General features: G+C 68.2%; 26 protein-coding genes. 19 read left to right on the top strand and 7 right to left on the bottom strand.

Annotation, left to right across the window (positions count from 1 at the left end):
* Nucleotides 1–4: 4 nt before the first annotated feature.
* On the bottom strand, nucleotides 5–1,234 hold the full coding sequence (locus tag QZ670_RS08035) for a type III PLP-dependent enzyme (protein WP_294253746.1): 1,230 nt from the start codon (nucleotides 1,232–1,234) through the stop codon (nucleotides 5–7).
* A 154-nt stretch (nucleotides 1,235–1,388) separates the two neighbouring features.
* On the opposite strand from QZ670_RS08035, the gene QZ670_RS08030 reads away from it, so the two are divergent.
* The 4 genes from QZ670_RS08030 to QZ670_RS08015 all read left to right on the top strand — a co-directional run bounded on the left by QZ670_RS08030 (nucleotide 1,389) and on the right by QZ670_RS08015 (nucleotide 3,890).
* On the top strand, nucleotides 1,389–2,357 hold the full coding sequence (locus tag QZ670_RS08030) for a threonine/serine dehydratase (protein ID WP_294253745.1): 969 nt from the start codon (nucleotides 1,389–1,391) through the stop codon (nucleotides 2,355–2,357).
* A gap of 34 nt (nucleotides 2,358–2,391) precedes the next feature.
* A complete protein-coding gene (locus QZ670_RS08025; protein WP_294253744.1) occupies nucleotides 2,392–2,541 on the top strand; it encodes a hypothetical protein in 150 nt (49 codons plus the stop codon).
* Nucleotides 2,523–2,711 (top strand): hypothetical protein, encoded by a 189-nt coding sequence (locus tag QZ670_RS08020; protein WP_294253743.1) that lies wholly within the window; start codon nucleotides 2,523–2,525, stop codon nucleotides 2,709–2,711. The genes QZ670_RS08025 and QZ670_RS08020 overlap by 19 nt, the downstream gene beginning before the upstream one ends.
* A 291-nt stretch (nucleotides 2,712–3,002) precedes the next feature.
* Nucleotides 3,003–3,890, top strand: coding sequence for an alpha/beta hydrolase (locus QZ670_RS08015; protein ID WP_294253742.1), 888 nt, complete (start codon nucleotides 3,003–3,005; stop codon nucleotides 3,888–3,890).
* 13 nt (nucleotides 3,891–3,903) lie between these two features.
* Here the strand turns inward: QZ670_RS08015 and QZ670_RS08010 are convergent, their stop codons facing one another.
* Nucleotides 3,904–4,653: an alpha/beta hydrolase gene (locus QZ670_RS08010; RefSeq protein WP_294253741.1), complete on the bottom strand. Its 750-nt coding sequence runs from the start codon at nucleotides 4,651–4,653 to the stop codon at nucleotides 3,904–3,906.
* Here QZ670_RS08010 and QZ670_RS08005 point away from each other — a divergent pair.
* From QZ670_RS08005 to QZ670_RS07995, 3 genes are read left to right on the top strand one after another with little or no spacing between them, the layout of a single operon-like run.
* Nucleotides 4,653–5,729, top strand: coding sequence for an aminotransferase class V-fold PLP-dependent enzyme (locus tag QZ670_RS08005; protein ID WP_294253740.1), 1,077 nt, complete (start codon nucleotides 4,653–4,655; stop codon nucleotides 5,727–5,729). The genes QZ670_RS08010 and QZ670_RS08005 overlap by 1 nt on opposite strands.
* Nucleotides 5,726–6,934: a cysteine desulfurase family protein gene (locus QZ670_RS08000; protein ID WP_294253739.1), complete on the top strand. Its 1,209-nt coding sequence runs from the start codon at nucleotides 5,726–5,728 to the stop codon at nucleotides 6,932–6,934. Before QZ670_RS08005 ends, QZ670_RS08000 begins: the two co-directional genes overlap by 4 nt.
* On the top strand, nucleotides 6,931–7,263 hold the full coding sequence (locus QZ670_RS07995) for a 2Fe-2S iron-sulfur cluster-binding protein (RefSeq protein ID WP_294253738.1): 333 nt from the start codon (nucleotides 6,931–6,933) through the stop codon (nucleotides 7,261–7,263). Before QZ670_RS08000 ends, QZ670_RS07995 begins: the two co-directional genes overlap by 4 nt.
* A gap of 3 nt (nucleotides 7,264–7,266) precedes the next feature.
* Here the strand turns inward: QZ670_RS07995 and QZ670_RS07990 are convergent, their stop codons facing one another.
* Nucleotides 7,267–7,458 carry a hypothetical protein gene (locus QZ670_RS07990; protein WP_294253737.1) on the bottom strand — a complete coding sequence of 64 codons (192 nt, stop codon included), beginning with the start codon at nucleotides 7,456–7,458 and terminating at the stop codon, nucleotides 7,267–7,269.
* An 88-nt stretch (nucleotides 7,459–7,546) separates the two neighbouring features.
* On the opposite strand from QZ670_RS07990, the gene QZ670_RS07985 reads away from it, so the two are divergent.
* From QZ670_RS07985 to QZ670_RS07950, 8 genes are all read left to right on the top strand, one after another.
* Nucleotides 7,547–10,222 (top strand): bifunctional [glutamine synthetase] adenylyltransferase/[glutamine synthetase]-adenylyl-L-tyrosine phosphorylase, encoded by a 2,676-nt coding sequence (locus tag QZ670_RS07985; RefSeq protein ID WP_294253736.1) that lies wholly within the window; start codon nucleotides 7,547–7,549, stop codon nucleotides 10,220–10,222.
* Between the two features lie 10 nt (nucleotides 10,223–10,232).
* A complete protein-coding gene (locus tag QZ670_RS07980) occupies nucleotides 10,233–10,706 on the top strand; it encodes a peroxiredoxin (RefSeq protein ID WP_294253735.1) in 474 nt (157 codons plus the stop codon).
* On the top strand, nucleotides 10,703–11,506 hold the full coding sequence (locus tag QZ670_RS07975; RefSeq protein ID WP_294253734.1) for a ferritin-like domain-containing protein: 804 nt from the start codon (nucleotides 10,703–10,705) through the stop codon (nucleotides 11,504–11,506). The genes QZ670_RS07980 and QZ670_RS07975 overlap by 4 nt, the downstream gene beginning before the upstream one ends.
* A gap of 123 nt (nucleotides 11,507–11,629) precedes the next feature.
* A complete protein-coding gene (locus tag QZ670_RS07970; protein ID WP_294253733.1) occupies nucleotides 11,630–12,805 on the top strand; it encodes a M23 family metallopeptidase in 1,176 nt (391 codons plus the stop codon).
* Nucleotides 12,806–12,845: 40 nt separating this feature from the next.
* On the top strand, nucleotides 12,846–13,187 hold the full coding sequence (gene erpA, locus QZ670_RS07965; RefSeq protein ID WP_294253732.1) for an iron-sulfur cluster insertion protein ErpA: 342 nt from the start codon (nucleotides 12,846–12,848) through the stop codon (nucleotides 13,185–13,187).
* A gap of 10 nt (nucleotides 13,188–13,197) precedes the next feature.
* Nucleotides 13,198–13,968: an exodeoxyribonuclease III gene (gene xth, locus QZ670_RS07960; protein ID WP_093297481.1), complete on the top strand. Its 771-nt coding sequence runs from the start codon at nucleotides 13,198–13,200 to the stop codon at nucleotides 13,966–13,968.
* A gap of 222 nt (nucleotides 13,969–14,190) precedes the next feature.
* Complete coding sequence (locus QZ670_RS07955) at nucleotides 14,191–14,469, top strand: hypothetical protein (RefSeq protein WP_294253731.1); 279 nt, start codon at nucleotides 14,191–14,193, stop codon at nucleotides 14,467–14,469.
* A 95-nt stretch (nucleotides 14,470–14,564) separates the two neighbouring features.
* A complete protein-coding gene (locus tag QZ670_RS07950; RefSeq protein WP_294253730.1) occupies nucleotides 14,565–14,828 on the top strand; it encodes a hypothetical protein in 264 nt (87 codons plus the stop codon).
* A 49-nt stretch (nucleotides 14,829–14,877) separates the two neighbouring features.
* Here QZ670_RS07950 and QZ670_RS07945 read toward each other — a convergent pair whose 3' ends face one another.
* Nucleotides 14,878–16,035, bottom strand: coding sequence for an N-acetyltransferase (locus tag QZ670_RS07945; protein WP_294253729.1), 1,158 nt, complete (start codon nucleotides 16,033–16,035; stop codon nucleotides 14,878–14,880).
* Between the two features lie 152 nt (nucleotides 16,036–16,187).
* Between QZ670_RS07945 and QZ670_RS07940 the strand changes: the two genes are divergently transcribed.
* Nucleotides 16,188–17,294, top strand: a complete 1,107-nt coding sequence (locus tag QZ670_RS07940; RefSeq protein ID WP_294253728.1) for a fatty acid desaturase — start codon at nucleotides 16,188–16,190, stop codon at nucleotides 17,292–17,294.
* Nucleotides 17,295–17,418: 124 nt separating this feature from the next.
* Nucleotides 17,419–18,204 carry a polysaccharide deacetylase family protein gene (locus QZ670_RS07935; protein WP_294253727.1) on the top strand — a complete coding sequence of 262 codons (786 nt, stop codon included), beginning with the start codon at nucleotides 17,419–17,421 and terminating at the stop codon, nucleotides 18,202–18,204.
* Between the two features lie 6 nt (nucleotides 18,205–18,210).
* On the opposite strand, the gene QZ670_RS07930 is transcribed toward QZ670_RS07935, so the two are convergent.
* From QZ670_RS07930 to lptF, 3 genes are read right to left on the bottom strand one after another with little or no spacing between them, the layout of a single operon-like run.
* On the bottom strand, nucleotides 18,211–19,305 hold the full coding sequence (locus QZ670_RS07930; protein ID WP_294253726.1) for a hypothetical protein: 1,095 nt from the start codon (nucleotides 19,303–19,305) through the stop codon (nucleotides 18,211–18,213).
* Between the two features lie 38 nt (nucleotides 19,306–19,343).
* Nucleotides 19,344–20,441 carry an LPS export ABC transporter permease LptG gene (gene lptG, locus QZ670_RS07925; protein WP_294253725.1) on the bottom strand — a complete coding sequence of 366 codons (1,098 nt, stop codon included), beginning with the start codon at nucleotides 20,439–20,441 and terminating at the stop codon, nucleotides 19,344–19,346.
* Nucleotides 20,438–21,649 carry an LPS export ABC transporter permease LptF gene (lptF, locus tag QZ670_RS07920; RefSeq protein ID WP_294253724.1) on the bottom strand — a complete coding sequence of 404 codons (1,212 nt, stop codon included), beginning with the start codon at nucleotides 21,647–21,649 and terminating at the stop codon, nucleotides 20,438–20,440. Before lptF ends, lptG begins: the two co-directional genes overlap by 4 nt.
* Before the next feature lie 180 nt (nucleotides 21,650–21,829).
* On the opposite strand from lptF, the gene obgE reads away from it, so the two are divergent.
* Both obgE and QZ670_RS07910 read left to right on the top strand, forming a co-directional pair.
* Nucleotides 21,830–22,885 (top strand): GTPase ObgE, encoded by a 1,056-nt coding sequence (obgE, locus tag QZ670_RS07915; RefSeq protein ID WP_294253723.1) that lies wholly within the window; start codon nucleotides 21,830–21,832, stop codon nucleotides 22,883–22,885.
* Between the two features lie 51 nt (nucleotides 22,886–22,936).
* Nucleotides 22,937–23,677 (top strand): suppressor of fused domain protein, encoded by a 741-nt coding sequence (locus QZ670_RS07910; protein ID WP_294253722.1) that lies wholly within the window; start codon nucleotides 22,937–22,939, stop codon nucleotides 23,675–23,677.
* Nucleotides 23,678–23,702 lie beyond the last annotated feature (25 nt).

The following is a 23,702-nucleotide window of genomic DNA, read 5'->3' as shown; positions in this document are numbered from 1 at the left end:
TAGATTACAGCTTGACGACGTTCGACGGGGTGGCGGCAGCCGCCTCGTCTTCGCCGGTGTAGAGCGAGACCATAGGCTCGTCGTCGACGATCACCGTATCGCCGGCGGTGAAGCCGTTGAAGCCGGTGCGCATCGCGGCACCATAGGCGCCGAGCATGCCGATCTCGATATAGTCGCCCGCCTGGATGTCGGCCGGCAGCTCGAACGGGCCCGCCATGCGATCCATGTCGTCGCAGGTGGGGCCGTAGAAGCTGAAGCCCATGTCCTTGGCATTCGAATCCGGCTCGCGGAGGAGACGGACCGGGAAGCGCCAGCCGATATGCGCCGCATCGAACAGCGCGCCGTACGCGCCGTCGTTGATGTACAGCTCGTCGCCGCGACGACGCTCGACGCGCACGATCAGCGAGCTGTACTCGGCGCACAGCGCACGGCCCGGCTCGGCCCACAGCTCTGCCGAATAGGAAATCGGCAGGCTTTCGAAGGCGCGGTGGATCGTCGCGAAATAGCGCTCGAGCGGCGGCGGCTCCATGCCGGGATAGCTGGACGGGAATCCGCCGCCGACATCGACGACATCGACCGTGACGCCCGCCTCGACGATGGCGGCGCGGGCGCGCTCCATCGCATTGGCATAGGCTTCCGGCGACATCGCCTGGCTGCCGACATGGAAGCAGATGCCCAGGGCATCCGCCACCTGGCGAACCGCGATCAGCAGGTCCTTGCTCTCGCCCTGGCCGACGCCGAACTTCGACGCGAGGCTCAGCTTCGAGTGATCCGACGATACGCGGAGGCGTACGCACAGCGTGAGATCGGTGGCGCCCTTGGTGGCACGCACGATCTTGTCCAGCTCTTCCATGCTGTCCAGGCTGAATACGCGGACGCCGTGCTCGAAATACGCCTCGGCAATGGCTTCCTCAGCCTTAACCGGGTGCATGAAGCAAAGCGTGGCTTCCGGCGCGACACCGGCGACGAGGCGAACCTCGGCGATCGATGCGACGTCGAAATGCGTGATTCCGCTCTCCCACAGGATCCGGATCAGATCCGGCGAGGGATTGGCCTTCACGGCATACATCGAACGACCCGGGAACTTCTCGGCGAAGAACCGGGCCGCACGCGATGCGGCGTGCGGGCGGACGAGCGTTACCGGCTGGACCGGACGAAGCTTAGCGATGTCGGCTACACGGGCGGTGCCGAGATGGGTGGTCGCTAACCCCAGCGCGCGATGATGCTTGTGCAACTCAAGGGACCTCCAAATGCCGTGAGGCAAACATTGACGAAAAGCTGCCTTGCGGTTGGAAGTCCCATGGGGCAGCGGAGGAGCGCACATATGCGCGTCGGTCCCCTGTGTAAAGTGATTCCGGGGTCCGTTTTTTCACGGTGAGGGATACCCTGTGACGATTCTGCGACAGCCCACCCGCGCCGGGGTTCGCGATGCCGCCGCCAAGCTCGCGGCGATCCTCCCGCCGACGCCCTTGCTGGTGCAGGAGGTGCGCGGCGTACCCGTCGCGTTCAAGGCCGAAAGCCTGCAGCCGATCGGCGCTTTCAAGATTCGCGGCGCATGGCACCGGCTGACCGCGCTCGACGAACGGGTGCGCGACAAGGGCGTGGTCGCCTTTTCCTCCGGCAACCATGCGCAGGGCGTTGCCTGGGCGGCCAAGCGGCTGGCCATTCCCGCGGTGATCGTGATGCCGGCCGATGCGCCCAAGGTGAAGCTCGAGGCGACGCTGGCGCTTGGCGCCGAGGTGGTGCGCTATGACCGCGGCACCGAAAGCCGCGAGAAGATCGCCGAGCAGCTCGCCCATGCCCGCGGCGCGGCACTGGTGCCCAGCTTCGACGACACCTGGATCATCGAAGGGCAGGGGAGCGCCGGGATCGAGGCTGCCAGGCAGATGGCCGAGGCCGGGCTGAAAGCCCCGGCACGGGTGCTGGTGCCCTGCGGCGGGGGTGGTCTCTCCGCCGGGATCGCGCTGGCGCTGCCCGAGACGGAGATCTTCCCCGTCGAGCCCGAAGGCTGGGACGACATGCGCCGGAGTCTCGAATCGGGTTGGATCGAACCGGTTGGAGACAATCCGCCGCCGACGGCGTGCGATTCGCTACAGACGCAGCGGGTTTCCTCGCTTACCTTCGAGGTGCTTGCGCGGCGTGGTGCAACCGGCATTGCGGTTAGCGAGCGGGAGATCAGAACAGCGCAGCGCTGGGCAGCGGCAAAGCTGCGCCTGGTGGTGGAGCCGGGCGGGGCGGCGGGAATCGCCGCGTTGCTCGCCGGCAAGGTTTCGGCGGAACCCGGAACGCTGGTGATCGTTTCGGGCGGCAACGTCGACCAGGAGGATTATGCACGGACGCTCGGGGGCACGGAATGATCGCGGGAGTCCGTTTGGCGGGGCGGTTGCCCGTGTGGCGAGCATTGGCACGCTGGCGCTCGGCCATTTCCTCTGGTTCGCGCTGCGTATCGCCTATCGCAGCGATCCCAAGCTGGCGGCGGGCGCGGCCTGTTGCTGCGTCTGCGTTGTCACGGGCCTGACCGTATGGGCGGTGGTGACCTGAGCGGGCTTGCCGGCCTCTATCCGCTGACCATGGGCATTGCCATGCTGGCGGTGCTGGCGCTCGCCTGGGGCGGGGTGACCGTGCTCCGCCGCGGCGATCGGCAGCGCGGGGTGCTGATGCTGCTCTGCGCGCTGGTGATTCTGGCGAACGTGCTGATCTGGACGGTGTAGGGCCCAACCGCTCGTCGGGCGGGAGGGACCATGCAAGTGACGGGACAACGGCGCCTCAAGCCATCGTCATTCCCGCGAAGGCGGGAATCCATTCGCCTGTGCGCTTGTAGAAAGAACCGCGCCATCAGCGCCAATGGATCCCCGCCTTCGCGGGGATGACGAAGCGCTTTGACTGCGGCCTTTGCCAAGATCGCCCGCCGACGCCTTTGTCTGCGACATCTTGCGACCTATTTCGAGTCGCCCGCGCTTGCCCATCTGCGATATCCTGTCGCCCGCAGCAGGAGAGCCAGGATGCGCGCGATCGGATGGGTGGTAGCCGGACTGTTCCTCGCGGGTCCGCCCGTGCTCGCCCGGCAGCAGGTGGAACCGGCGGCGCCCGCCGCCTTCGCGCCGAAGCGCAACCTCGCCTATGGCGCCGCGCCTCAGCAGAAGCTCGACTATTATCCGCCGACCGTCTTCACCCGCAGCGCGCCGCCGCTGATCGTCTTCGTCCATGGCGGCGGCTGGGAGCATGGCTCCAAGGACGATGCGACCGGAGACGCCAAGATTCGGCATTTCCCGGCCAGGGGCTACGCCTTCGCCACGATCGACTATCGGCTGGTGCCCGGCGCCACCGTCGAGCAGCAGGCGCAGGACGTGGCGAGCGCGCTCGCCTGGCTCGTGGCGCATGCCCGCGATCTGCACTTCGACCCGAACCGCATGGTGCTGATGGGGCATAGCGCCGGCGCGCATCTCGCCGCGCTGGTCGCCACCGATCCGCGCTATATGCATGGCCGGGACCTGATGCTCGACCAGCTGCGCGGCGTGGTGCTGCTGGACGGCGCAGCCTACGACGTGCCCGCGCAGATGGCGGAGGCCGGGCGATTCATGCGGCCGATCTATACCGAGGCGTTCGGCACCGATCCGGCGCGGCAGCGTGCCTTGTCGCCGATCGCGCACACCAAGGGGCCGAACGTGCTGTCGTTCCTGATCCTGCACGTCCAGCGTGAGGACGGCACGCGCCAGTCCGAAGCTCTGGCCAAGGCGCTGCGTGCGGAAGGATCGAAGGTTACGGTGCAGGGGTTCGAGGGCCGGGGCCTGCGCGGCCATGTCGCGATGAACCGGCAACTGGGCGAGGCGGACTATCCCGCCACCGCCGCGGTCGATCGCTGGCTCAGCGCGACATTCGCGCCGCGCTGAGCCGCAACAATCCTCAGCGGATCGGGCAGTTGGGATCGAGCCGCATGTCGAGATAGCGGTCGACCGACCCCATCAGCTGATCCATCTCATGCTCGAAGAAGTGGTTCGCGCCCGGGATGGTGTCGTGATGGATGGTGATGTGCTTCTGGGTGCGCAGCTTGTCGACCAGCTTCTGCACCGCGCCCGGCGTGACGACCTCGTCCTGCTCGCCCTGGATGATGATGCCCGAACTGGGGCAGGGGGCGAGGAAGGTGAAGTCGAACATGTTCGCCGGCGGCGCGACCGAGATGAAGCCGCGGATTTCCGGGCGGCGCATCAGCAGCTGCATGCCGATCCAAGCGCCGAAGCCGAAGCCTGCGACCCAGGTGGACGAGGCTTCGGGGTGGAAGCTCTGCACCCAGTCGAGCGCGCTGGCGGCGTCCGAGAGCTCGCCGATGCCGTTGTCGAAGGTCCCCTGGCTCTTGCCGACGCCGCGGAAATTGAAGCGCAGCGTCGCGAAGCCGCGGCGCTGGAAGGTCTTGTAGAGATCCTGGACGATGCGGTTGTTCATCGTGCCGCCCGCATTGGGATGCGGGTGGAGGATCATCGCGACCGGTGCGCGCGGGCGCGGGGCGGGGGCGAAGCGGCCCTCGAGGCGGCCTTCGGGTCCGGGGAAAATGACTTCGGGCAAGGCGGATCCTGTTCGATAGGGAGATGCGCGGTGGAGCGCAGGAACATGGTCGCTATATAGGCAGCGGGTCCCTTCACGCAATTGGAACGCCATTGGCCGCTCGACTCTATCTGGATCACGCCGCGACGACCCCGATGCTGCCGGAGGCGGTGGCGGCGGTGATGGAGGGCATGACGCGCTGGGCGAACCCTTCCTCGCCGCATGGCGACGGGCGGGCGGCGCGCGCGGCGCTGGAGGATGCGCGGCGGCGGATCGCGGCGGCCTATGGCTGGGCGCACGAGCTGCTGCTGACCAGCGGCGCGAGCGAATCGCTGGCGATCGCGATGAATCGGAGCGTCGCCGCGCGGCGGCTGATCACCGCGGTGGAGCATGATGCCGTGCTGCGACTGGGCGAGGGCGCGGCGACGCTAGCGGTGACCGCCGGCGGAATCGTTGATCTCGACGCCCTTTCGGCGGCGCTGGACGGCGCAGATCGGACGCTGGTCTGCGTGCAATGGGCGAACAGCGAGACCGGCGTGCGGCAGCCCATCGCGGCGATCGCCGACATCGTCCACGGCGCGGGCGGGCTGCTGCTGGTCGATGCTGCGCAGATGCCGGCGCATGCCGATGGCGAGGTGCTGCGCCATGCCGACCTGGTCGCGGTCTCCGCCCACAAGCGCGGCGGGCCGCCGGGGATCGGCGCGCTGCTGGCGCGTGATCTGGGCGTGCTGCTGCCGACGGGCGGGCAGGAAAAGGGATATCGGGCGGGGACCGAGAACCTGCCTGGCGCGCTCGGCTATGCGGCGGCTGTGGAAGTATCCGAGGATCTCGGCGCGATGGCCCAGCTTCGCGCGCGGCTGGAGGCGGCGATCCTTGGCGCCGGCGGCACGGTCGTCGGCGGGGAGAGCCCGCGCAGTCCGCTGATCGGCGCCTATCGGATGCCCGGCGTCTCGTCGGCGGCGCAGTTGATCCGCTTCGATCTCGCAGGCGTTGCCGTGTCGGCGGGCAGCGCCTGCTCCTCGGGCAGCATGCGACCGAGCCATGTGCTGACCGCAATGGGCTGGGCGGAGCCCGCGCTGCGCGAAGTCGTGCGGGTGAGCTTCGGGCGGAGCACGACCGAGGCGGACGTCGATCGCTTTGCCGAGCTCTGGCGCGCGACCTTCGAGGACGCACGGGCGCGGGCGGCATGATCTATCTCGACTATCAGGCGACCACGCCGCTCGCCCCCGAGGCACTGGCGGCGATGCTGCCTTGGCTGGAGTCGCAGCACGCCAACCCGCATTCGCCCCACGCGCCGGCGCGCGCGGCCAGGGCGGCGGTGGAGGTCGCGCGCGCACAGGTGGGCGCGATGCTGCCGCCGGGCGGTAGCCTGGCCTTCACCAGCGGCGCGACCGAGGCGCTCAACTGGGCTATCAAGGGCACCATGGGGCCGATCGTGACGCTCGCTACCGAGCACGCGGCGGTGCTCGATACCGTTGCCGCGACCGGGCGGCCGGTAATCGTGCTGCCGGTCGGCACCGACGGGCTGGTGGATCTGGATGCCGCCCGCGCTGCCATCGTGCCCGGCACCGGGCTGGTCGCGGCGATGTTGGTCAACAACGAGATCGGCGTAACCCAGCCGATCGCCGAACTGGTCGAGATCGCACACCAAGCCGGCGCGCTGTTCCTGTGCGACGCGGTGCAGGGCTATGGCCGGGTGCCGATTCCGCCGACCTGCGACCTGGTCGCGATCTCCGCGCACAAGATCCACGGGCCCAAGGGCATCGGCGCGCTGTGGGTTCGCGACGGGGTGACGCTCACGCCGCTGCTGCATGGCGGCGGGCAGGAGGCACTGGGGCGCTCGGGGACGCTGTCGCCGGCGCTGTGCGCGGGATTCGGGGCTGCGGCGAAGGTGGCCGCTTCTAGAGCCGAAGGCGACGCCGCACATGTCTCCCGCTTGTTCGGACTGGCCGCGGAGCGCCTCCAACTATCCCCCCTCCCGCCTGCGGGAGGGGACGGGGGAGGGTGCGACGTGGCGGTTCTTTCTTTCACGGAGCAGCCCGCTACCCTCACGCACCCTCCCCTAGCCCCTCCCGCAAGCGGGAGGGGGACTTTAGGTTGGGCCCTCAACGGCTCCGCCTCCAACCGCTACCACGGCAACCTCAACCTGCGCCGCGAGGGCCTCGACGTCGCCCGGCTGATGTCGGACCTGCGCGACATCGCCTTTTCCGCCGGCTCGGCCTGCGCCAGCGGCTCGGGCCGGCCGAGCCATGTGCTCCGCGCAATGGGGCTTTCGGACGCGCAGGCGCGTTCCAGTATTCGTATCGGCTTCGGCCGGATGACCACCGAGGAGGAATTGATGACCGCACTCGACCGCCTTTGCGCCGCCGCCGATGCCCAGCGGGTGGCTGCATGATCCGGGTGCGGTTCGAAGCGGCGGGCGGGGCGGTGCAGGAAGTGCAGGCACCGCCCGGCGCGCGGCTGCTCGAAGTGGCGCAGAATGCCGGTCAGCCGCTGGAAGGGACGTGCGAAGGGCAGATGGCGTGCTCGACCTGCCATGTGATCGTCGCGCCCGCCGATTTCGATCGGCTGCCCCCGGCAAGCGAGGCGGAAGAGGACATGCTCGATCTTGCGATGGGCGCGGTGCGGACCAGCCGGCTCGCGTGCCAGATCCTGCTCACCGAGGCGTTGGACGGGCTGACCGTGCGCATGCCGAACGCCCACCGGGACATGCAGGGGCGGTGACGCCTACCAGTGGCAGCGGGGATCGCGGTCGTTCAGCTTGGCGAGCAGTACCGCCATGTCCTGCGGCAGACCGAGGTCGCGCGCATAGGCGTTGGCGATGGCCCGACCGATCCCGTCGCACGCACGCGGCGGCTCGATGCGACAGGGAGTCGCAGTGTCTGCCGCCTGGGCACGTGAGGGAGTTGTCTGAACCACGGTATCCAAACCGTCCTCCCGCAGATTCGTTGCCTGCGATAATTGCAATTCATCGCAGATATATGGTTTTTCAACGACAGGGTGTTGCGTGACCGAAACCGCTCTCGCCGCCGCACTCGCGCGGATTCCCGAACATTCTCCGTTTCTTGGACTGGTCTTGGGCCGCGAAAGCGACATCGCGGCCGATCCCGCGGCGGCGCTTGCCGATCCGATCCACGTCTCGGCCGTCCCGACCCAGGACATGGCCGAGCCGCAGGCGCTTCGCATCCAGCGGCGGCGGCTGGCGCTGATCGCGGCGATCGGCGACCTGTCCGGCGCCTATGACTTCGGCCGCACCACGCGGCTGCTCAGCGACTTCGCCGACGAGGCACTCGACCGCGCGATCCGCGCCGCGATCCGCGAGCGCACACCGGATGCGGCGCCGCAGGGCTTCGCCGCGATCGCGCTGGGCAAGCAGGGCAGCCGCGAGCTCAACTATTCGTCGGACATCGACCCCATACTGATCTTCGATCCCGCAACGCTGCCGTGCCGACCGCGCGAAGTGCCCGAGGAGGCGGCGGTGCGGATCGGCCGGCGGGTGCTGGAGATCCTCCAGGCGCGCGACGGCGACGGCTATGTGCTGCGCGTCGACCTGCGGCTGCGCCCCTCGCCCGAGGTGACGCCGATCGCGCTGCCGGTGGAGGCGGCGATCAGCTATTATGAAAGCCAGGCGCTGCCCTGGGAGCGCGCCGCCTTCATCCGCGCCCGTGCGGTCGGCGGGGACCGGGCGCTCGGCCAGAGCTTCCTCGACGCGATCCGCCCCTTCGTGTGGCGCCGCGCGCTCGACTACGGCACGATCCGCGAGATTCAGGACATCTCCCGCCGCATCCGCGACCATCACCACAAGGGCCAGCGCTTCGGCCCCGGCTATGATCTCAAGCGGGGCAGGGGCGGCATCCGCGAAGTGGAGTTCTTCGCGCAGATCCACCAGCTGATCCATGGCGGCCGCGATCCGGCGCTGCGCGTGCCGGCCACCCGCGATGCGCTCGCCGCACTGGCGGCGGCGGGACGGATCGATGCGGGCGAGGCGGCGGCGCTCGACGAGGCCTATGTGCTGCTCCGCACGATCGAGCATCGCCTGCAGATGATCGACGACCGCCAGACCCATACGCTGCCGAGCGATCCCGCCGCGCTCGATCATGTCGCGCGGCTGCACGGCCTGGACGACGGCGCCGCGCTGATCGCCTTGCTCCAGCCGCATGTCGAGCGGGTCGGGCGGATCTACGACGCGCTGGCCGATGGTGGCGGCAGCGGCCTGCCCAGCGATCCCGATCTGCTCGGCGAGCGGCTGGCACAGGCGGGCTTCCCCGATGCGGAGGTCGCGCGCCGCGTGGTGGAAGGCTGGCGCGGTGCCACCTACCCGGCGCTGCGCAGCCCCGCGGCGCAGAGCGCGCTGGAGGCGGTGCTGCCCACCTTGATGACCGGATTCGGCGGCGCGCCCGATCCGCAACACGCGATCACCCGCTTCGACGCGATGCTCAAGCGGCTGCCCAGCGCGGTCAACATCTTCCGGTTGCTCGAGGCGCAGCCGGCGCTCACCCGGCTGCTCAGCGCGATCCTCAGCCACGCGCCCACCTTGGCGGAACAGCTCGGCCGCCGCGCGGAACTGCTCGACGGGCTGATCGATGCGAGCGCGCTGGCGCCGGTGGGCGAGGTGGCCGAGCTGATGGCGGCGATGGCCGCCGAGGAGCGCGGCGCGGACTATCAGTGGCGGCTTGAGCATGTCCGCCGACTGGTCAACGAGAAGCGCTTTGCCCTAGGCGCACAGATTGTCGCCGGGGCAAGCGATCCGCTCGACGTTTCGGCCGGATACGCCCGCGTCGCCGAGGCGGCGATCGAAGTGCTCACCGCCGCCACCATCGCGGAGTTCGCCAGCCAGCATGGCCATGTACCCGGCAGCGAGCTGGTGATCCTGGCGCTGGGGCGGATGGGCGGCGGCGCGCTCACCCACGCCTCCGACCTCGACCTGATCTACCTGTTCACCGGCGACTATGCGGCGGAATCGGACGGGCGGCGGCCGCTCGGCGCGGTGACCTATTATAACCGGCTGGCCCAGCGGGTGACGGCAGCCTTGTCGGTGCCGACGGCGGCGGGCCCGCTCTACGAAGTCGATACGCGGCTGCGGCCCTCGGGTACCCAGGGCCCGCTGTCGGTCTCGCTGGAAGGGTTCGCCAGCTACCAGGAAAAGGACGCCTGGACCTGGGAGCATATGGCGCTCACCCGCGCCCGGCCGGTCTTCGGCGCTCCGCAAGCACGCGCGCAGGTGCAGGCCATCATCGACCGCGTGCTGCACGGCGCCCGGCCCGAGCGCGACATCCTTGCCGACGCAGCCAAGATGCGCGCCGACATGGCGGCGCACAAGCCGCCCGCGGGGCCGCTGGACGCCAAGCTGCTCGACGGCGGGCTGGTCGACCTGGAGTTTGCGGTCCATGTCCAGCAGCTCTGCCACCGCACCGGCTTCGATCCGCAACTGGGCAGGGCGATCGACGCGCTGGTGGGGCAGGGGATCTTGCCCGCGGCGCTGCGTCCGGCGCACGACTTCCTAACCCGCTTGCTGGTGACGTTGCGGCTGGTCGCGCCCGATGCGCAGCCGCCGGGTGAGCGCACCCGCGCGCTGATCGCCCGCGCGCTCGGCCTGCCCGATTGGGAAGCGGTGGTTGCGACGCTGGACGCGACGCGGCAGGAGGTGCGCCAATGCTGGGCCGCGATCCAGGCCGGCAATTGACGGAGACCAGATGATGAGCATCGAGCAGGGTGAGGCGCTCCCCAACAGCGCGCTGGTGGCGGCGGACGGCAGCGCACTCGCGCTCCCCGCATGGGGCGCGGGCGCGCCGTTCGTCCTCTATTTCTACCCCAAGGACGATACCTCGGGCTGCACCCGCGAAGCGCAGGACTTCACCGCGCTGATGCCCGAGTTCGCCGCGCTCGGCGTGAAGATCCTCGGCATCTCGAAGGACCCGCCCGCCAAGCACCAGAAGTTCACCGCGAAGTACGACCTCACCGTGCCGCTCGCCACCGACGAGGATGGTGCGCTGATGGAGGCGCTGGGCGTGTGGGTCGAGAAGTCGATGTACGGCAAGAAATATATGGGCATCGAGCGCTCGACCTTCCTGTTCGACGCGTCCGGCAAGCTAGCCCGCGCCTGGCGCAAGGTGAAGGTGCCCGGCCATGCCGCCGAGGTGCTGAACGCGGCAAAGGCGCTCGGGTGACCGAGCGACGCAGCGTGGGCGCGGCGGTGCGGGCGGTGCTCGACGCCGCCGACCCGACCGACAAGGTGATGAAAGCGCGTGCCGCCGCGCGCGACTGGCGGCTGGGACGGCTCGACTTCCGCTTCGATGTCGCCATGCCCGATCGTCCCGCGCGCCCCGATGCGCCCGAGCTGCTGCCGCCGAACCGCATGCCCAAGCGTGGCAAGGGCGGCTCCGAGCGCGGCCGGATCGCGCTGATCCATGCGCTCGCGCATATCGAATTCGTCGCGATCGACCTGGCGTTCGATCTGATCGGCCGCTTCGGCGCGCAGTTCCCGACCGGCTTTACCGACGACTGGATGCGCGTCGGCGCCGACGAGGCGATGCATTTCGCGCTGCTCGACCGGCGGCTGCGCAGCCTTGGCAGCCACTATGGCGCGCTCCCGGCGCATGACGGGCTGTGGGATGCGGCGACCGAGACCGCGCACGATGTCAAGGCGCGTCTGGCCGTGGTGCCGATGGTGCTCGAGGCGCGCGGACTAGACGTCACGCCCGCCACGATCGAGCGATTCGACGTGGCCGGCGACACCGTCACCGTGAAGATTCTGACCCGCATTGTCACCGATGAGGTACGACACGTAAGGGCTGGTACGGAGTGGTTTGAGTCGGCCTGCAAGGCCGACGATTGCACGCCCGAAACGACCTGGCACAGCCTGGTCCGCACCCATTTTCGCGGGGCCGTTAAGCCGCCGTTCAACGACTCGGCGCGCGAAGCAGCCGGTCTGACGCGCGATTACTACCAAGCGCTTGCCGCTGGCTGATTATCCTCCAAAAGAGTCCCCAAGCGGGACGGCGAGGTCAGGGGCTGCCCAATCCGTCCGCATCATCCTGAAGTAGAAGGTCGGGTCGCACCGGCTTCGCTTCCATGAATGCGCCGGGGACTCATGGCTGTACCGTCTGAACGCAAGAACGACGAATTCGCACGCAAGTTCCGGGGCTTCTTCACCACCCGCGATGTGATTCTCCACGAAGGCGGCAAGCTGCGCCGCTTCAGTGTCGGCGGCCGCTCCCAGGCGCTGTTCGCCACCGCCGCGACGCTGACCGTGCTCTTCTCCGGCTATGGCATGTCGCAGGCGATGGCCGGGGCGATCGCCTATACTGCACCGGTGGCGGGTTCGCCCGAGGCGCAGGTTGCCGCGATGCGCGCTGAGGTGGTCCGCATGCGCGCCGAAGTCGCCGCCGCCAAGGACGCCGCCAGGCTCCAGGCCGCCAAGATCGAGCAGCGCCAAGCGGTGCTGAATGCCGTCGTCTCGGGCAAGGCCGATCGCTCGGTGCTCGAAGCCGATCTCAAGGCCGTGCCGCAGCAGACTAGCGCGCTCACCGACGAGATCATCGCCCCGCTGCGCAAGGTCGAGGCGCGCCAGGTCGCGCTCGCCGCGCAGGCGCAGAAGGTCGGCGAGGCGCGGGTGCGCCACGCCGCCGCACACATCCAGCATCTCGGGCTGGCGCCGAACCGCTTCGTCAAGGTGAACGTCGCGATGGGCGGCCCGTACGAGGCTGCAAGCGACGAGGACGCCGCTGCAGCCACCACCGCCGATGCCGACGCGCAGTTCCGCACCCTGTTCGAGACGTGGAAGAAGCTCGACTCGATCGAATCGAGCACGATCTCGATCCCGTCGATGCAGCCGGTGCAGCATGTCAGCTTCACCTCGCATTACGGAGTCCGTTCGGATCCGTTCCGCGGCACGGCGGCGATGCATGCCGGCGTCGACATCCCCGGCGAGATGGGCACGCCGATCTACGCGACCGCAGACGGTATCGTGTCGCACGCCGGTCGCTTGGGCGGATACGGCAACCTCGTCGAGATCAACCATGGTCGCGGCATGGAAACGCGCTACGGCCACCTCTCGAAGATCCTTGTGGCGGACAATACCCGCGTCCGTCGCGGCCAGATCATCGGCCTGATGGGTTCGACTGGCCGCTCGACCGGCACACACCTCCATTACGAGGTTCGTCTCGACGGCCGCGCGATCAACCCGATCCCGTTCATCCAGTCGGGCGAATATATCGCGCAGGCCCCGGCCTCGGGCGGCGTGGGCGGTCCGCGCGGCCAGCGCTGAGCGCATTGCCGGACGGGCAGGGGCGCATTATCTGACGCCCATGACCACGATCGACCAGCCCGCCATCGCGCTGACGCCCGCCGCCGCGGCGCGCGTTGCCGCGATCGCCACCAAGCAGGCCAAGCCCGCGATCCTCCGGCTTTCGGTGGAAGGCGGCGGCTGTTCGGGCTTCCAGTATCGCTTCGGCCTCGCCGAAGGCGTGGAAGCCGATGACAGCGTCGCCGAGGTCGATGGGGTGCGGCTGGTGGTGGATCCGGTCAGCCTCGATCTGGTCCGCGGCGCGCAGGTCGATTTCATCGACAATCTCGGCGGCGCGCATTTCGCGGTGACCAACCCCAATGCGGCATCCGGTTGCGGCTGCGGCACCAGCTTCTCGATCTGAGCGCAGCCCTTTGAAAATCGTCAGCTACAACGTCAACGGCATCAAGGCGCGCATCGATCGCCTGGTCGAGTATCTTACCGAGCAGCAGCCGGACATCGTCTGCCTGCAGGAGCTGAAGAGCTCCGACGACACGCTGCCCGTGGCGGCGATCGAGGCGGCGGGATACGGCGCGGTGTGGCATGGCCAGAAGGGCTTCAACGGCGTCGCGATCCTCGCCAAGGGCCAGCAGCCGGTCGAGCGCCAGCGCGGGCTCGCGGGCGATCCCGAGGATGCGCATAGCCGCTATATCGAGGCGGAGGTCGGCGACCTCATCATTGGCGGGCTCTATCTGCCCAACGGCAACCCGCAGCCCGGGCCGAAGTTCGACTACAAGCTGCGCTGGATGGACCGGCTCTACGACCGGGCGGCGCAGCTCCTCGCCGAGGAGCGGCCGGCGATCCTGGCGGGTGACTTCAATGTCATCCCCAATGACGACGACACCTTCTCGGTGCGCGCCATGGCCGAGGATGCGCTGATGCAGCCGGAATCGCGCGAGCGCTACCGGAAGCTGCTCGCCCAGGGGTGGACCGATGCGCTGCGCACCCGCTTCCCCAAGGGCGGGGTGTGGACCTTCTGGGACTATCAGGCGGGCGCCTGGCAGCGCGACGCGGGATTCCGCATCGACCATCTGCTGCTCAGCCCGCAGGCGGCGGATCGCTTCACCGGCGCCGGCGTCGACAAGGACTATCGCGGCCGTGAGAAGGCCAGCGACCATGCGCCGACCTGGGTGACGCTGCGCTAGGCGCGGCGCGCCCGTCAATCTCTTTCAAAACGTGGCATTTGGGTTGGTATTTGGCGCCAAATCTTGGCAATTCGTGCCGTATTATAGCAGTATTACACTTCGATGAATTGGGCTAAGTCATTGAAAATGCGTGGCAGTGGAAACTGGCACGGGTCCTGCAATACTTCGAGGTACCGGCGAAAGCGAAGGAGCGTCGGCCCTTGAAGCAGACAGGAACCTGACATGAGCGCAATTCGCAGACCCAACATCCTCGGCCTGATACCGGCCGCCGCGCTGCTCGCCACGACCCTGACCGCGGCTGCATCGGCCCAGGCTGCATCGGAGCCCGAGCAGGCCAAGGCGGTCCCGAAGAAGGATCTTCGCACGCTGGACCCGATCGCCCGACGGTTCGTCTGGTGCGTCGAGCGCAAGGCGGCCGACGGCACGGACAAGAAGATCAAGCAGTGCAAGACCCGCGAGGCGTGGATCCGCGAAGGCAACGATCCCTTCCGCGAATACTGATCGCCCGCAACCACCTCTGACATTTCAAGACGCGTACCAACCCCCGCATCGCGTGCGGCGGAACGATCCCGCACGCCTTTTTCAGGAGAAGAGACATGACCAACTTCGCTCGTACTGCTCGCATTGGCGCCACCCTGTTCGGCGCCTGCGCCCTGATTGGCGTCGCCGCCGTCCCGGCCAGCGCGGCATCGGACAAGGAAAAGCGCGTCGAAGGCGTTGCGAAGACGGAAGCCGGTTCGGTCCGGGTGTGCGTGCAGTCCGAGGCGCCCACCGGTACGCGCATCGCCCCCACACGCAAGTGCAAGACCCGCGATCAGTGGATCAAGGACACCGGCGTCGACCCGCTCGCGACCCGCTGACCCACGACGTGCAGCGGGCGGTCACCACCGCCCGCTGCTACCGCCCGGATTACAGGGCCTTCTGATAGATCAGATATTCGCGGTTGATCTTGCTTTCGATCGCATCGGCGATCGCGATCATTCCCTGATTGTCGTCGAGGATCCAGCCGATCTCGCCCCGGCTCGCGCCGTAATTGGCGACCGACGCGCGGCGGATATATTCGATCATCATGAAGGCCAGCTGGCTCGCCATGCGCGAGCTCTGCAGGCGCTTCACCACGCCCATCAGCGGCACCCGCATCGTCCGCGCCTTGGGGCGACGCAGCCACAGCAGCAGCTTCGCCCAGCCGAACGGCAGCAGTGAGCCCTTGAGCGGCTTCAGCGGCTCGTTGAGGTCGGGCAGGGTGACCATGAACGCCACCGGCTCGCCGTCATATTCGGCGATGCGGATCAGGTCGTTGAACACCAGGGGCTTCAGCTTCTTGCCGACATCGTCGACCTCAGGCTGGGTGAGCGGCACGAAGCCCCAGTTATCCCCCCAAGCATCATTGAGAATGGCGAGGATGATCGCCGCTTCCTCGGCGAACTTGGCCTTGTTGACCTCGCGGATGCGAATGCGCGCATTCTTCTCGCCGGCGGCAACGATGCGCTGCACGATCGGCGGGAATTCCTTGCTGATGTCCAGCTCATAGGTGACGATCTTCTTGGCCGGGCCATAGCCCTGCGCCTCGATCCAGCCCTGGTAGCGGGCCGGATGGTGGCCCATCAGCACCGTCGGCGAATGGTCATGGCCCTTCACCAGCAGGCCGGGCTCTTCCCAGATCGACAGGCTCACCGGGCCGAGCGCCTTGGTCATGCCCTTGGCGCGCAGCCAGTCCTCGGCCTGGGCGATCACCGCGGCGGCGACTTCGGCGTCCTCCGCCTCGAACAGGCCCCAGAAGCCGGTGCCGGGCCCGAAGCCCTGCTCGGGCGGCATCTGCAGCGCCAGCGTATCGATGTGCGCGGAGATGCGGCCGACGACCTTGCCGCCGCGCTCGGCGAGGAACAGCTGCGCCTCGGCGTGGCTGAACCAGCCGTTCTTCTTCGGACTGATCGTTCCCGCCACCTCTTCGCGGAGCGGGGCGACCCAGTTCGGATCGTCGCCATTCAGGCGGTAGGCGAGCTCGATGAACGCCTTGGTGTCGGCCTTGCCCGAAACGGGCCGGACCTTGAGATCGGCACTAGCCACGCGGAGTCCCCCAGAAATTCTTGATACGGCGCAATGCAGTCTTGCGTCCGAGGGCGCCTGTCAAGCACCAGGCATGCCGCGGGGCGAAACGGCCCAATGGGCGCCCTGTAATGCCACCTTGTAGCCACTATCTAAGGCCAATGGCACTACCCATGACCCAATCGCTAGTCTTCGATCATCCGGACGCCCCGGACGCCGAAATCTCGGCGACGATCGCGCGCATCCGCCTTTCGGGCGTTCCCGACGACCGCGCGATGCTGCGCGCCGCCGCGGAGCTGACCCGCGATCTCCACACGCCCAGCAAGGCGATGTACTGGACCGACTGCTTCCTGTCCGCAGCGATCGGCTATGCCGGCATGGCGACCGCGATGTTCGCGGCCTCGCCCTGGGTGGCGGTGATCGGCGGCATCATCGCGGTGTTTGCGCTGTACCGCGCCGAGCTGTTCATCCACGAGATCACTCATCTCAAGCACTCGCTGCTGCCGGGCTTCCGCACCGCGTGGAACGCGTTCGTCGGCGTGCCGCTGCTGCTGCCGTCGTTCATGTACGAAGGCATCCACACGATTCACCATGCCCGCACCCGCTACGGTACCGATCAGGATCCGGAATATCTGCCGCTCGCGCTGATGAAGCCGTGGACGCTGCCGTTGTTCCTGCTCGTTTCGGTGCTGATGCCGATCGGGCTGCTGCTCCGCTTTGCGGTGCTGGCGCCGCTGTCGCTCTTCTCGCCGAAGCTGCGCCGGCTCGTCGTCGCGCGCTATTCGGGGCTGCAGATCAATCCGTCGTTCGAGCGCCGCGAACCCGAAGGCGAATTCCGTCGCCAGTGGTTTTGGCAAGAGCTGGGGGCAAGCCTGTTCGCGATCACGCTGATCGGCATCACGGTCGCAGGCATCCTGCCGCTGCGTGCCTTCCTCGCCTATGTCGCGATCATTGCCTGCTCGGCGGTGATCAACCAGGTCCGCACGCTGGTCGCGCATCTGTGGGAGAACGAAGGCGAGCCGCTGACGGTGACCGCGCAGTATCTCGACAGCGTCAACGTGCCGGAGCCGGGTTTCCTGCCCTATCTCTGGGCACCGGTGGGCCTGCGCTACCACGCGCTGCACCATCTGCTGCCGGCGGTGCCGTACCATTCGCTGGGCGAGGCGCACCGCCGCCTGGTCGCCGCGCTCTCGCCGGACTCGGTCTATCACAAGGCCAATTATCCGACGCTCTCGGGGCTGGTGGTGAAGCTCGCGCAGGGCACGATGCGCCAGCGCTGATTGGCGCAGGGCGACAGGCAAGGGGCCGGGCACCGGGCGGTGCGCCGGCCCTTTTCTTTCGGCGCATTCTCTTGCGCGCATCCGCGCCCGGGCTAGGCTCCCGCGCGGATCGGAGGAGAGGATGATGCGGCACGTTTTCGCAGCGGCGGTGCTTTGCGCCTGGATGGCGCTGCCGGCGACAGCACAGACGCGGTGGCCGAACGGTGCCAAGGCAGCGGTGGTGCTCACCTATGACGACGCACTCGACTCGCAGCTCGATCACGCCATTCCGGCGCTCGACGCTGCCGGGATCAAGGGCACCTTCTTTCTCGCCAATGTGGAGGAAGCGGATGTGTGGCGCTGGCGGGCGGCTGCGAGGGGCGGGCACGAACTCGCCAACCACACGATCTTCCATCCCTGCGCGCACGACGTCTATCCCGCCGATCCGCGCTATGTGAGCGAGGCCTATACGATCACCAGCATGCTGCGCGAGATCGCCCAGCAGAACGTGCTGCTGCGCGCGCTCGACGGCCGCGACCGCCACGGCTTCGCCACGCCCTGCGGCCAGAGCCTGGCGGGCGGGAAGGACTATCTGGAGGAACTGCGCAAGGCGGGCACGGTCACCTATGTGCGCGGCGTAGTCGATACGCCGGCGGATGCCCGCGCCGATGTCTCCAAGGCCGACCCGATGCACATCCCCTCGCGGCCGTTCGGCGAAGGCGCGACGGCGGAGAAGATGATCGACTATGTCCGCGAGGCCGAGCAGGGGGGCGGCTGGGCGGTATTCCTGTTCCACGGCGTCGGCGGCGACTACGCCGCGGTGCCCGACGCCGAGCACCGGGCGTTCCTCGCCTGGCTCGCCCAGCATCGGGGCGAGGTCTGGGTGACGACGCTGCAGAGCGCGCTGGACTGGGCCAGGACGCACCCGTGAATTGCGCTACGGCCGCTCGCCGGGCTTCAGCCCGAGTGCGGACCAGGGGAGTATCGACCAGTCGGGCGCATCGCATGCGCGCTGCACCCGCGCGAAATAGGCGCCGAGCCACAGGCCCTTTTCGGAGAGCGCCCAGCCGGGGAAGTCCCAAACCTCCGGATCCGAATAGTCGCAGCCGTCCTCTTCGCCCTCGGCGGGCTTCGTCATTTCCGCGGGATGGTAGCGCTTGAGCAGCGCCACCACGCCCGGCGCGAAGCGCTTGCTGCGATAGCTGTACCAGGCGTCGCTGTCTTCCGCCGGTACCGGACCGGCGCCGAAGTGGAGGAGATCGTCCAGCCTGAGTTCGCGGCCCGTCCGCATGTCGAAGCTGTGGCCGGCGGTGGCGAAGTCCGGATGTGCGGTGCCCGCGCAGCTCCAGCTCGCATTCCACACATAGCTGACATGGTTCGCCCCCAGCCAGGGCTTCTGCGCTTCGGAGACGTCGGTGCCGGGGCCGCCCTCATAGCCGATGCAGGCGAACCAGGCCGACACGTCCTGCCACTGGTTGCGGGCGAGCGCGTGGTTGACTGCCGCCAGCGCCGGGGCGGCATAGCCGCTCTCGATGCGGAACAGGCGGATGCCGGACATCGGCTCGCGGTACCAGCGGATCGTCCTGCCGTTGATCGTCTCGGTCTGCTGCGGGGTGAACTGGAGACCGGTGAGGTGCCAGCGTTCATAGGCGCTCAGCTTGGCCGGAAGGTCGGCCGGGAGCGCCTGCGGTGCACCGGCCGGGCGCAGGCTGACCGGCAGACGCCTGGCCTTGGCGGTGATCAGCGTGCCGACGAGCGTCGCGCCGCTGCGGGTGAGGTGCAGCTTGTCGCCGGTCACCCGCGATTCGAGATCGAGCGTCGGGCCACGGAGGCTGCCCGAGAGATCGATGTCGAGCCGCTTGGTGAGGTAGAAATACTGGCCGAAGACCTCGGCCTTGTCTTCGCTGAGCGCCATCACGATCCGCGCCGTGCCGACCGTTCCCTGGTAAAGCTGCTCGGGCGCGGCCCATGCCGCGGCAGGGGCGAGCGCCAGGGCGGCGGCGGCGAGGAAGCGGGTGCTGGTTCGGTACATCGGGAAGGGCCTCAGGCGGTGGTTGCCGCCTGGATAGCCTATTCCTCGGTCCGCAGCAGCACCGCTTCGCCGATCATCAGGAACAGCAGGAACGGCGCCCAGGCGGCGAGGAAGGGCGGGTAGGCGCCCAGGTTGCCCATCGCCAGCGCGAAATTGTCGGCGACGAAATAGAGGAAGCCCAGCGCCATGCCGATCACCACGCGCACGAACAGCTTGCCCGAACGCGCCAGGCCGAACGCCGAGACGGCGCCGAGCAGCGGCATCAGGAACGCCGAGAGGGGCCCCGACAGCTTGTGCCACAGCGAGCCTTCGAGCGCCTTGGTCGGGCGACCGGCCGCCTTCAGCTCGCCGATCGCGACGCTGAGTTCGCCGAACGAACTGGAATTGGGATCGACATGGGCGAGGGTGAACTGGTCCGGCCGCACGCCCTTCCCGATGATCGTGTCGGGCACCGGGGTCAACGTGGCGCTCGCCACGTCGAAGCGCTTGACGTTGTCGACGCGCCAGCCGTCGCCCGCGCGCACGCCGTGCTTGGCGGTGAGGATCGCGGCGAGCGAGCCCTTGGTCCGCTGGTAGACGGTGATGTCGTACAGCTGGGCCGCGTCGCCCTTGCCCTTGATCTGCTGGACGTTGATCAGATTGCCTTCGGCCTGCACCCATACATTGGCGCGGTCGCCGCGATCGACGGGCAGCGGCGCGAACTCCACCTTCTTCCACTGCTCAAGCGTCGAGGTGGCGCGGCTGACGATGCGGTCGTTGAACGCGAAGGAAAGGCCGGCGACGACCAGGCCCGAGAGCATCAGCGGCGCCAGCACCTGGTGCGCCGAGAGGCCGCCCGACTTGAGCGCGATGATCTCGCTGTTCTGGTTGAGCTGGGCGAGCGTGAAGATCGCGCCGCCGAGCACCGAATAGGGCAGGAAGGTCGAGATGATCTGCGGCACCCGCAGCGTGGCATAGTGCAGGATCTGCGCGTTGCCGTTACCCGGATAGGCCAGGATGCCGGCGCTTTCGGTCAGCAGGTCGAGCGAGGTCAGCACCAGCACCAGCGCACCGAGCAGCGCGAAGGTGCGGAACACGAACAGCCGCGCCATGTACAGCGACACGGTGGGCGAGGGGAACAGGCCGCGCAGGCTCATCGCGCCGCCTCCGCCTTGCGGCGCCGTCGCCTGGCGCCCGGCAGCAGCCGTCCGATCAGCTTGGCGGTCTTCGCGAAGACGCGCTCCAGCGCGCCGATCGGCTGCCCGCCGGGCACATAGGCGACGGTGTAGTACATCCAAACGGTAAGCCCTGCGAAGATCGAGAACGGCACCCATAGCGCGATGATCGGATCGATCAGCCCCAGGCTGCCCACGCCCTGCGCATATTCGTTCACCTTGTGATAGGTGACGATCATCAGGATCGACAGAAACACGCCGAGCATCGAGGTGGAGCGCTTGGGCGGGATCGCCAGCGCCACCGCCAGCATCGGCAGCAGGAACATCGTCGTCACTTCCGCCATGCGATAGTGGAAGGCCGAACGGCTGGTCTCGCGATCGATCTCGGGGGCCGAGCGGTTGCGGCCGATCACTGCCAGCTCGGGCAGCGTGCGCTCGATATTGCTGTCGCCGCGCTTGCGGAACTGCTCATATTTGGGGAGCGGGATCGGCAGATTGTGGGTGGTGAAGGTCAGCACCCGCGGCACCGGCGAGCTCTTGTCGTAATGGACGAGCGTGCCGTTGGTCAGCCGGAAGATGATCGTGTCCGGATCGTCCGAGCGGAGGAACTGGCCCTTCTGCGCGGTCACGGCCAGGGGCGTGCCGTCCTTGTTGGTCATTTCCACGAAGATGCCGCGCAGGTCGCGGCCCTCGTCCTGGCTCGATTCGATGCGCAGCGTCATCTTCGAGCCGAAGCTGGTGAATTCGCCGACCTTGATCGAGGCGCCGAGCGCGCCCGAGCGCAGCTCGAAGCGGAGCTGCTCGTAATTGTAGCGCGAGGTCGGCTGGACGAAGCCGACGATCGCGAAGTTCACCGCCGCCAGCACGATCGCGTACATATAGGGCACGCGCAGCAGCCGGGTGTAGCTGACGCCCACCGCGCGCAGCACGTCGAGCTCGGACGAGGTGGCGAGCCGGCGGAAGGCGAGCAGCACGCCGAGCATCAGCCCGATCGGGATGCCGAGGCCGAGATATTCGGGCAGCAGGTTGGCGAGCATGCGCCACACCACGCTCACCGGACCGCCCTCGGTCGCGACGAACTCGAACAGCCGCAGCATGCGATCGAGCACGAGCAGCATCGCGGAGATGATCAGGGTGGAGATCAGCGGCACCGCGATCAGCCGCGCCATGTAGCGATCGATCGAATTCATGCTGTTCGCTGAACGTCCTTCAGAGCTGGGATCCTTGCGCCCCTGAAACGGAAAACGGGCGGAAACGATCCGGTCGCGTATAGCCGTGCTGAACGCCGATGCCACCCGGAAAGTGTCATCGCGTTCGGCACGCGCGCTGCCGGGGGTGACGAAATTGCGTCGAACGTATATGGGCCCGCGATGCATTTCCTCGATCAAGCCAAGATTTTCGTCCGCTCGGGTGCCGGCGGACCCGGTGCCGTGAGCTTCCGTCGCGAAAAGTTCATCGAATATGGCGGCCCCGACGGCGGCAACGGCGGCAAGGGCGGCGACATCGTCTTCGAGGCGATCGCCGGCCTCAACACGCTGATCGACTTCCGCTACACCCAGCATTTCCGTGCCCCGCGCGGGAGCGGCGGCTCGGGCTCGAACCGCACCGGTGCTGGCGGCGACGATCTGGTGATCAAGGTGCCGATCGGCACCCAGATCCTCGCCGACGACGACGAGCGCACGCTGCTGGCCGATCTCACCAAGGAAGGCCAGCGCATCGTCTTCCTGCGGGGCGGCGACGGCGGCCGCGGCAATGCGACCTACAAGACCTCGACCAACCGCGCGCCCCGCCAGCACGGCACCGGCTGGCCGAGCGAGGAGGCCTGGGTGTGGCTGCGCCTCAAGCTGCTCGCCGATGCGGGGCTGGTCGGGCTGCCCAATGCCGGCAAGTCGACCTTCATCAACGCGGTCACCAATGCGCAGGCCAAGGTGGGCGAATATGCCTTCACCACCACGCGCCCCCAGCTGGGCGTGGTGCGCCACAAGCAGCGCGAATTCGTGATCGCCGACATTCCCGGCCTGATCGAAGGCGCGGCGGAAGGGGCCGGCATCGGCGACCGCTTCCTCGGCCATATCGAGCGCTGCCGCGTGCTGCTCCACCTGATCGACGCCAATGACGAGGACGTGGCGACCAGCTACCGCATCGTCCGCGACGAGCTGGAGGCGTACGGCGCCGGCCTGTCGGACAAGCCGACGGTGATCGCGCTCAACAAGATCGACATGCTCGACGACGAACTGATCGCCGCGCTCTCCGCCGAGCTCGAAGAGGCGAGCGGCGCGCAAGTCATTCCGCTGTCCGGCGCCGCCGGCACCGGGGTCGACTGGGTGCTGGATCAGTTGCTGGAAATCATCGGCCCCAACGAGAACCGGGCAGCCGACGAAACGGCCGAAGATGGTGAAGAACCGGTTCAATGGTCGCCGCTCTGACGCATTTCTAAGGCAACGCTTCCCGTCTGATTCCTTTTGGGAGAGACGCGGATGGGTGCGTTCGGCTGGTTGCGTGGGTTATTTGGTGCGAAGGCGCAGGCGGTTAGCCGGCCTGAGCCACACCGAATCGCCAGCGTCGCCGAACGTTCGGCCGAGGCGCGCGGCCTGTTCTGGTCGGCGCTGGGGCCGGCGAGTGATCGAATCCTCTCCTCCGCTCCGGCCGGCTCGCTCTGGCCGGGCGGGCACGAGGCCTATCGGCTCATCCACCGCGGCAACGCGATCCTACTGGCGACCGACGGCCTCTCCGATCCGTTCGACGAGACCGCGACCACCAACGGCTTCGAGATCGAGCTGTTCGTCGAGGGGCCGGGCGAGGGTGCGCCGGCGCAGGTGGCGGGCGACGGCTGGATGCTCGAGGTGCTGCGGCGCGTGGCGGCGATCGTCGCCGAGGAACAGGGCATCCTCCGCCCGCTCGAACGTCATGGCCCGATCCCGCTCGAACTCACCAACGTCTCCAGCTCGGCCGCGATCGCGGCGCGGCTGCCCGCCCATTTCCTCACCGCCGACGACGTGCTCGGCGTGATGATCGGCGGCCCGGAGCCCGATTTCGACACGCAGATCGAGGACATGCCGCTCTCGCCCGTCCGCGCGGTGCCCGTGGTGCTGCTCACCGCCGCCGAGCTGGGCGAGATCCGGGCCGGCGACAGCGATACCCGCGACGCGGTGATCGCGCGGCTCAAGGCAACCGGCGTCGGCCATTGCAGCGACCTCCAGCGCGAATCGATCGTCTGATCGGCTTGGCAGATGCCGAACCGCA

It is taken from the genome of uncultured Sphingomonas sp. (assembly GCF_913774285.1).
Lineage (GTDB): Bacteria > Pseudomonadota > Alphaproteobacteria > Sphingomonadales > Sphingomonadaceae > Sphingomonas.
Note: the sequence above shows the minus strand (reverse complement) of the source record. Positions and strands in the feature narration are given on the sequence as shown.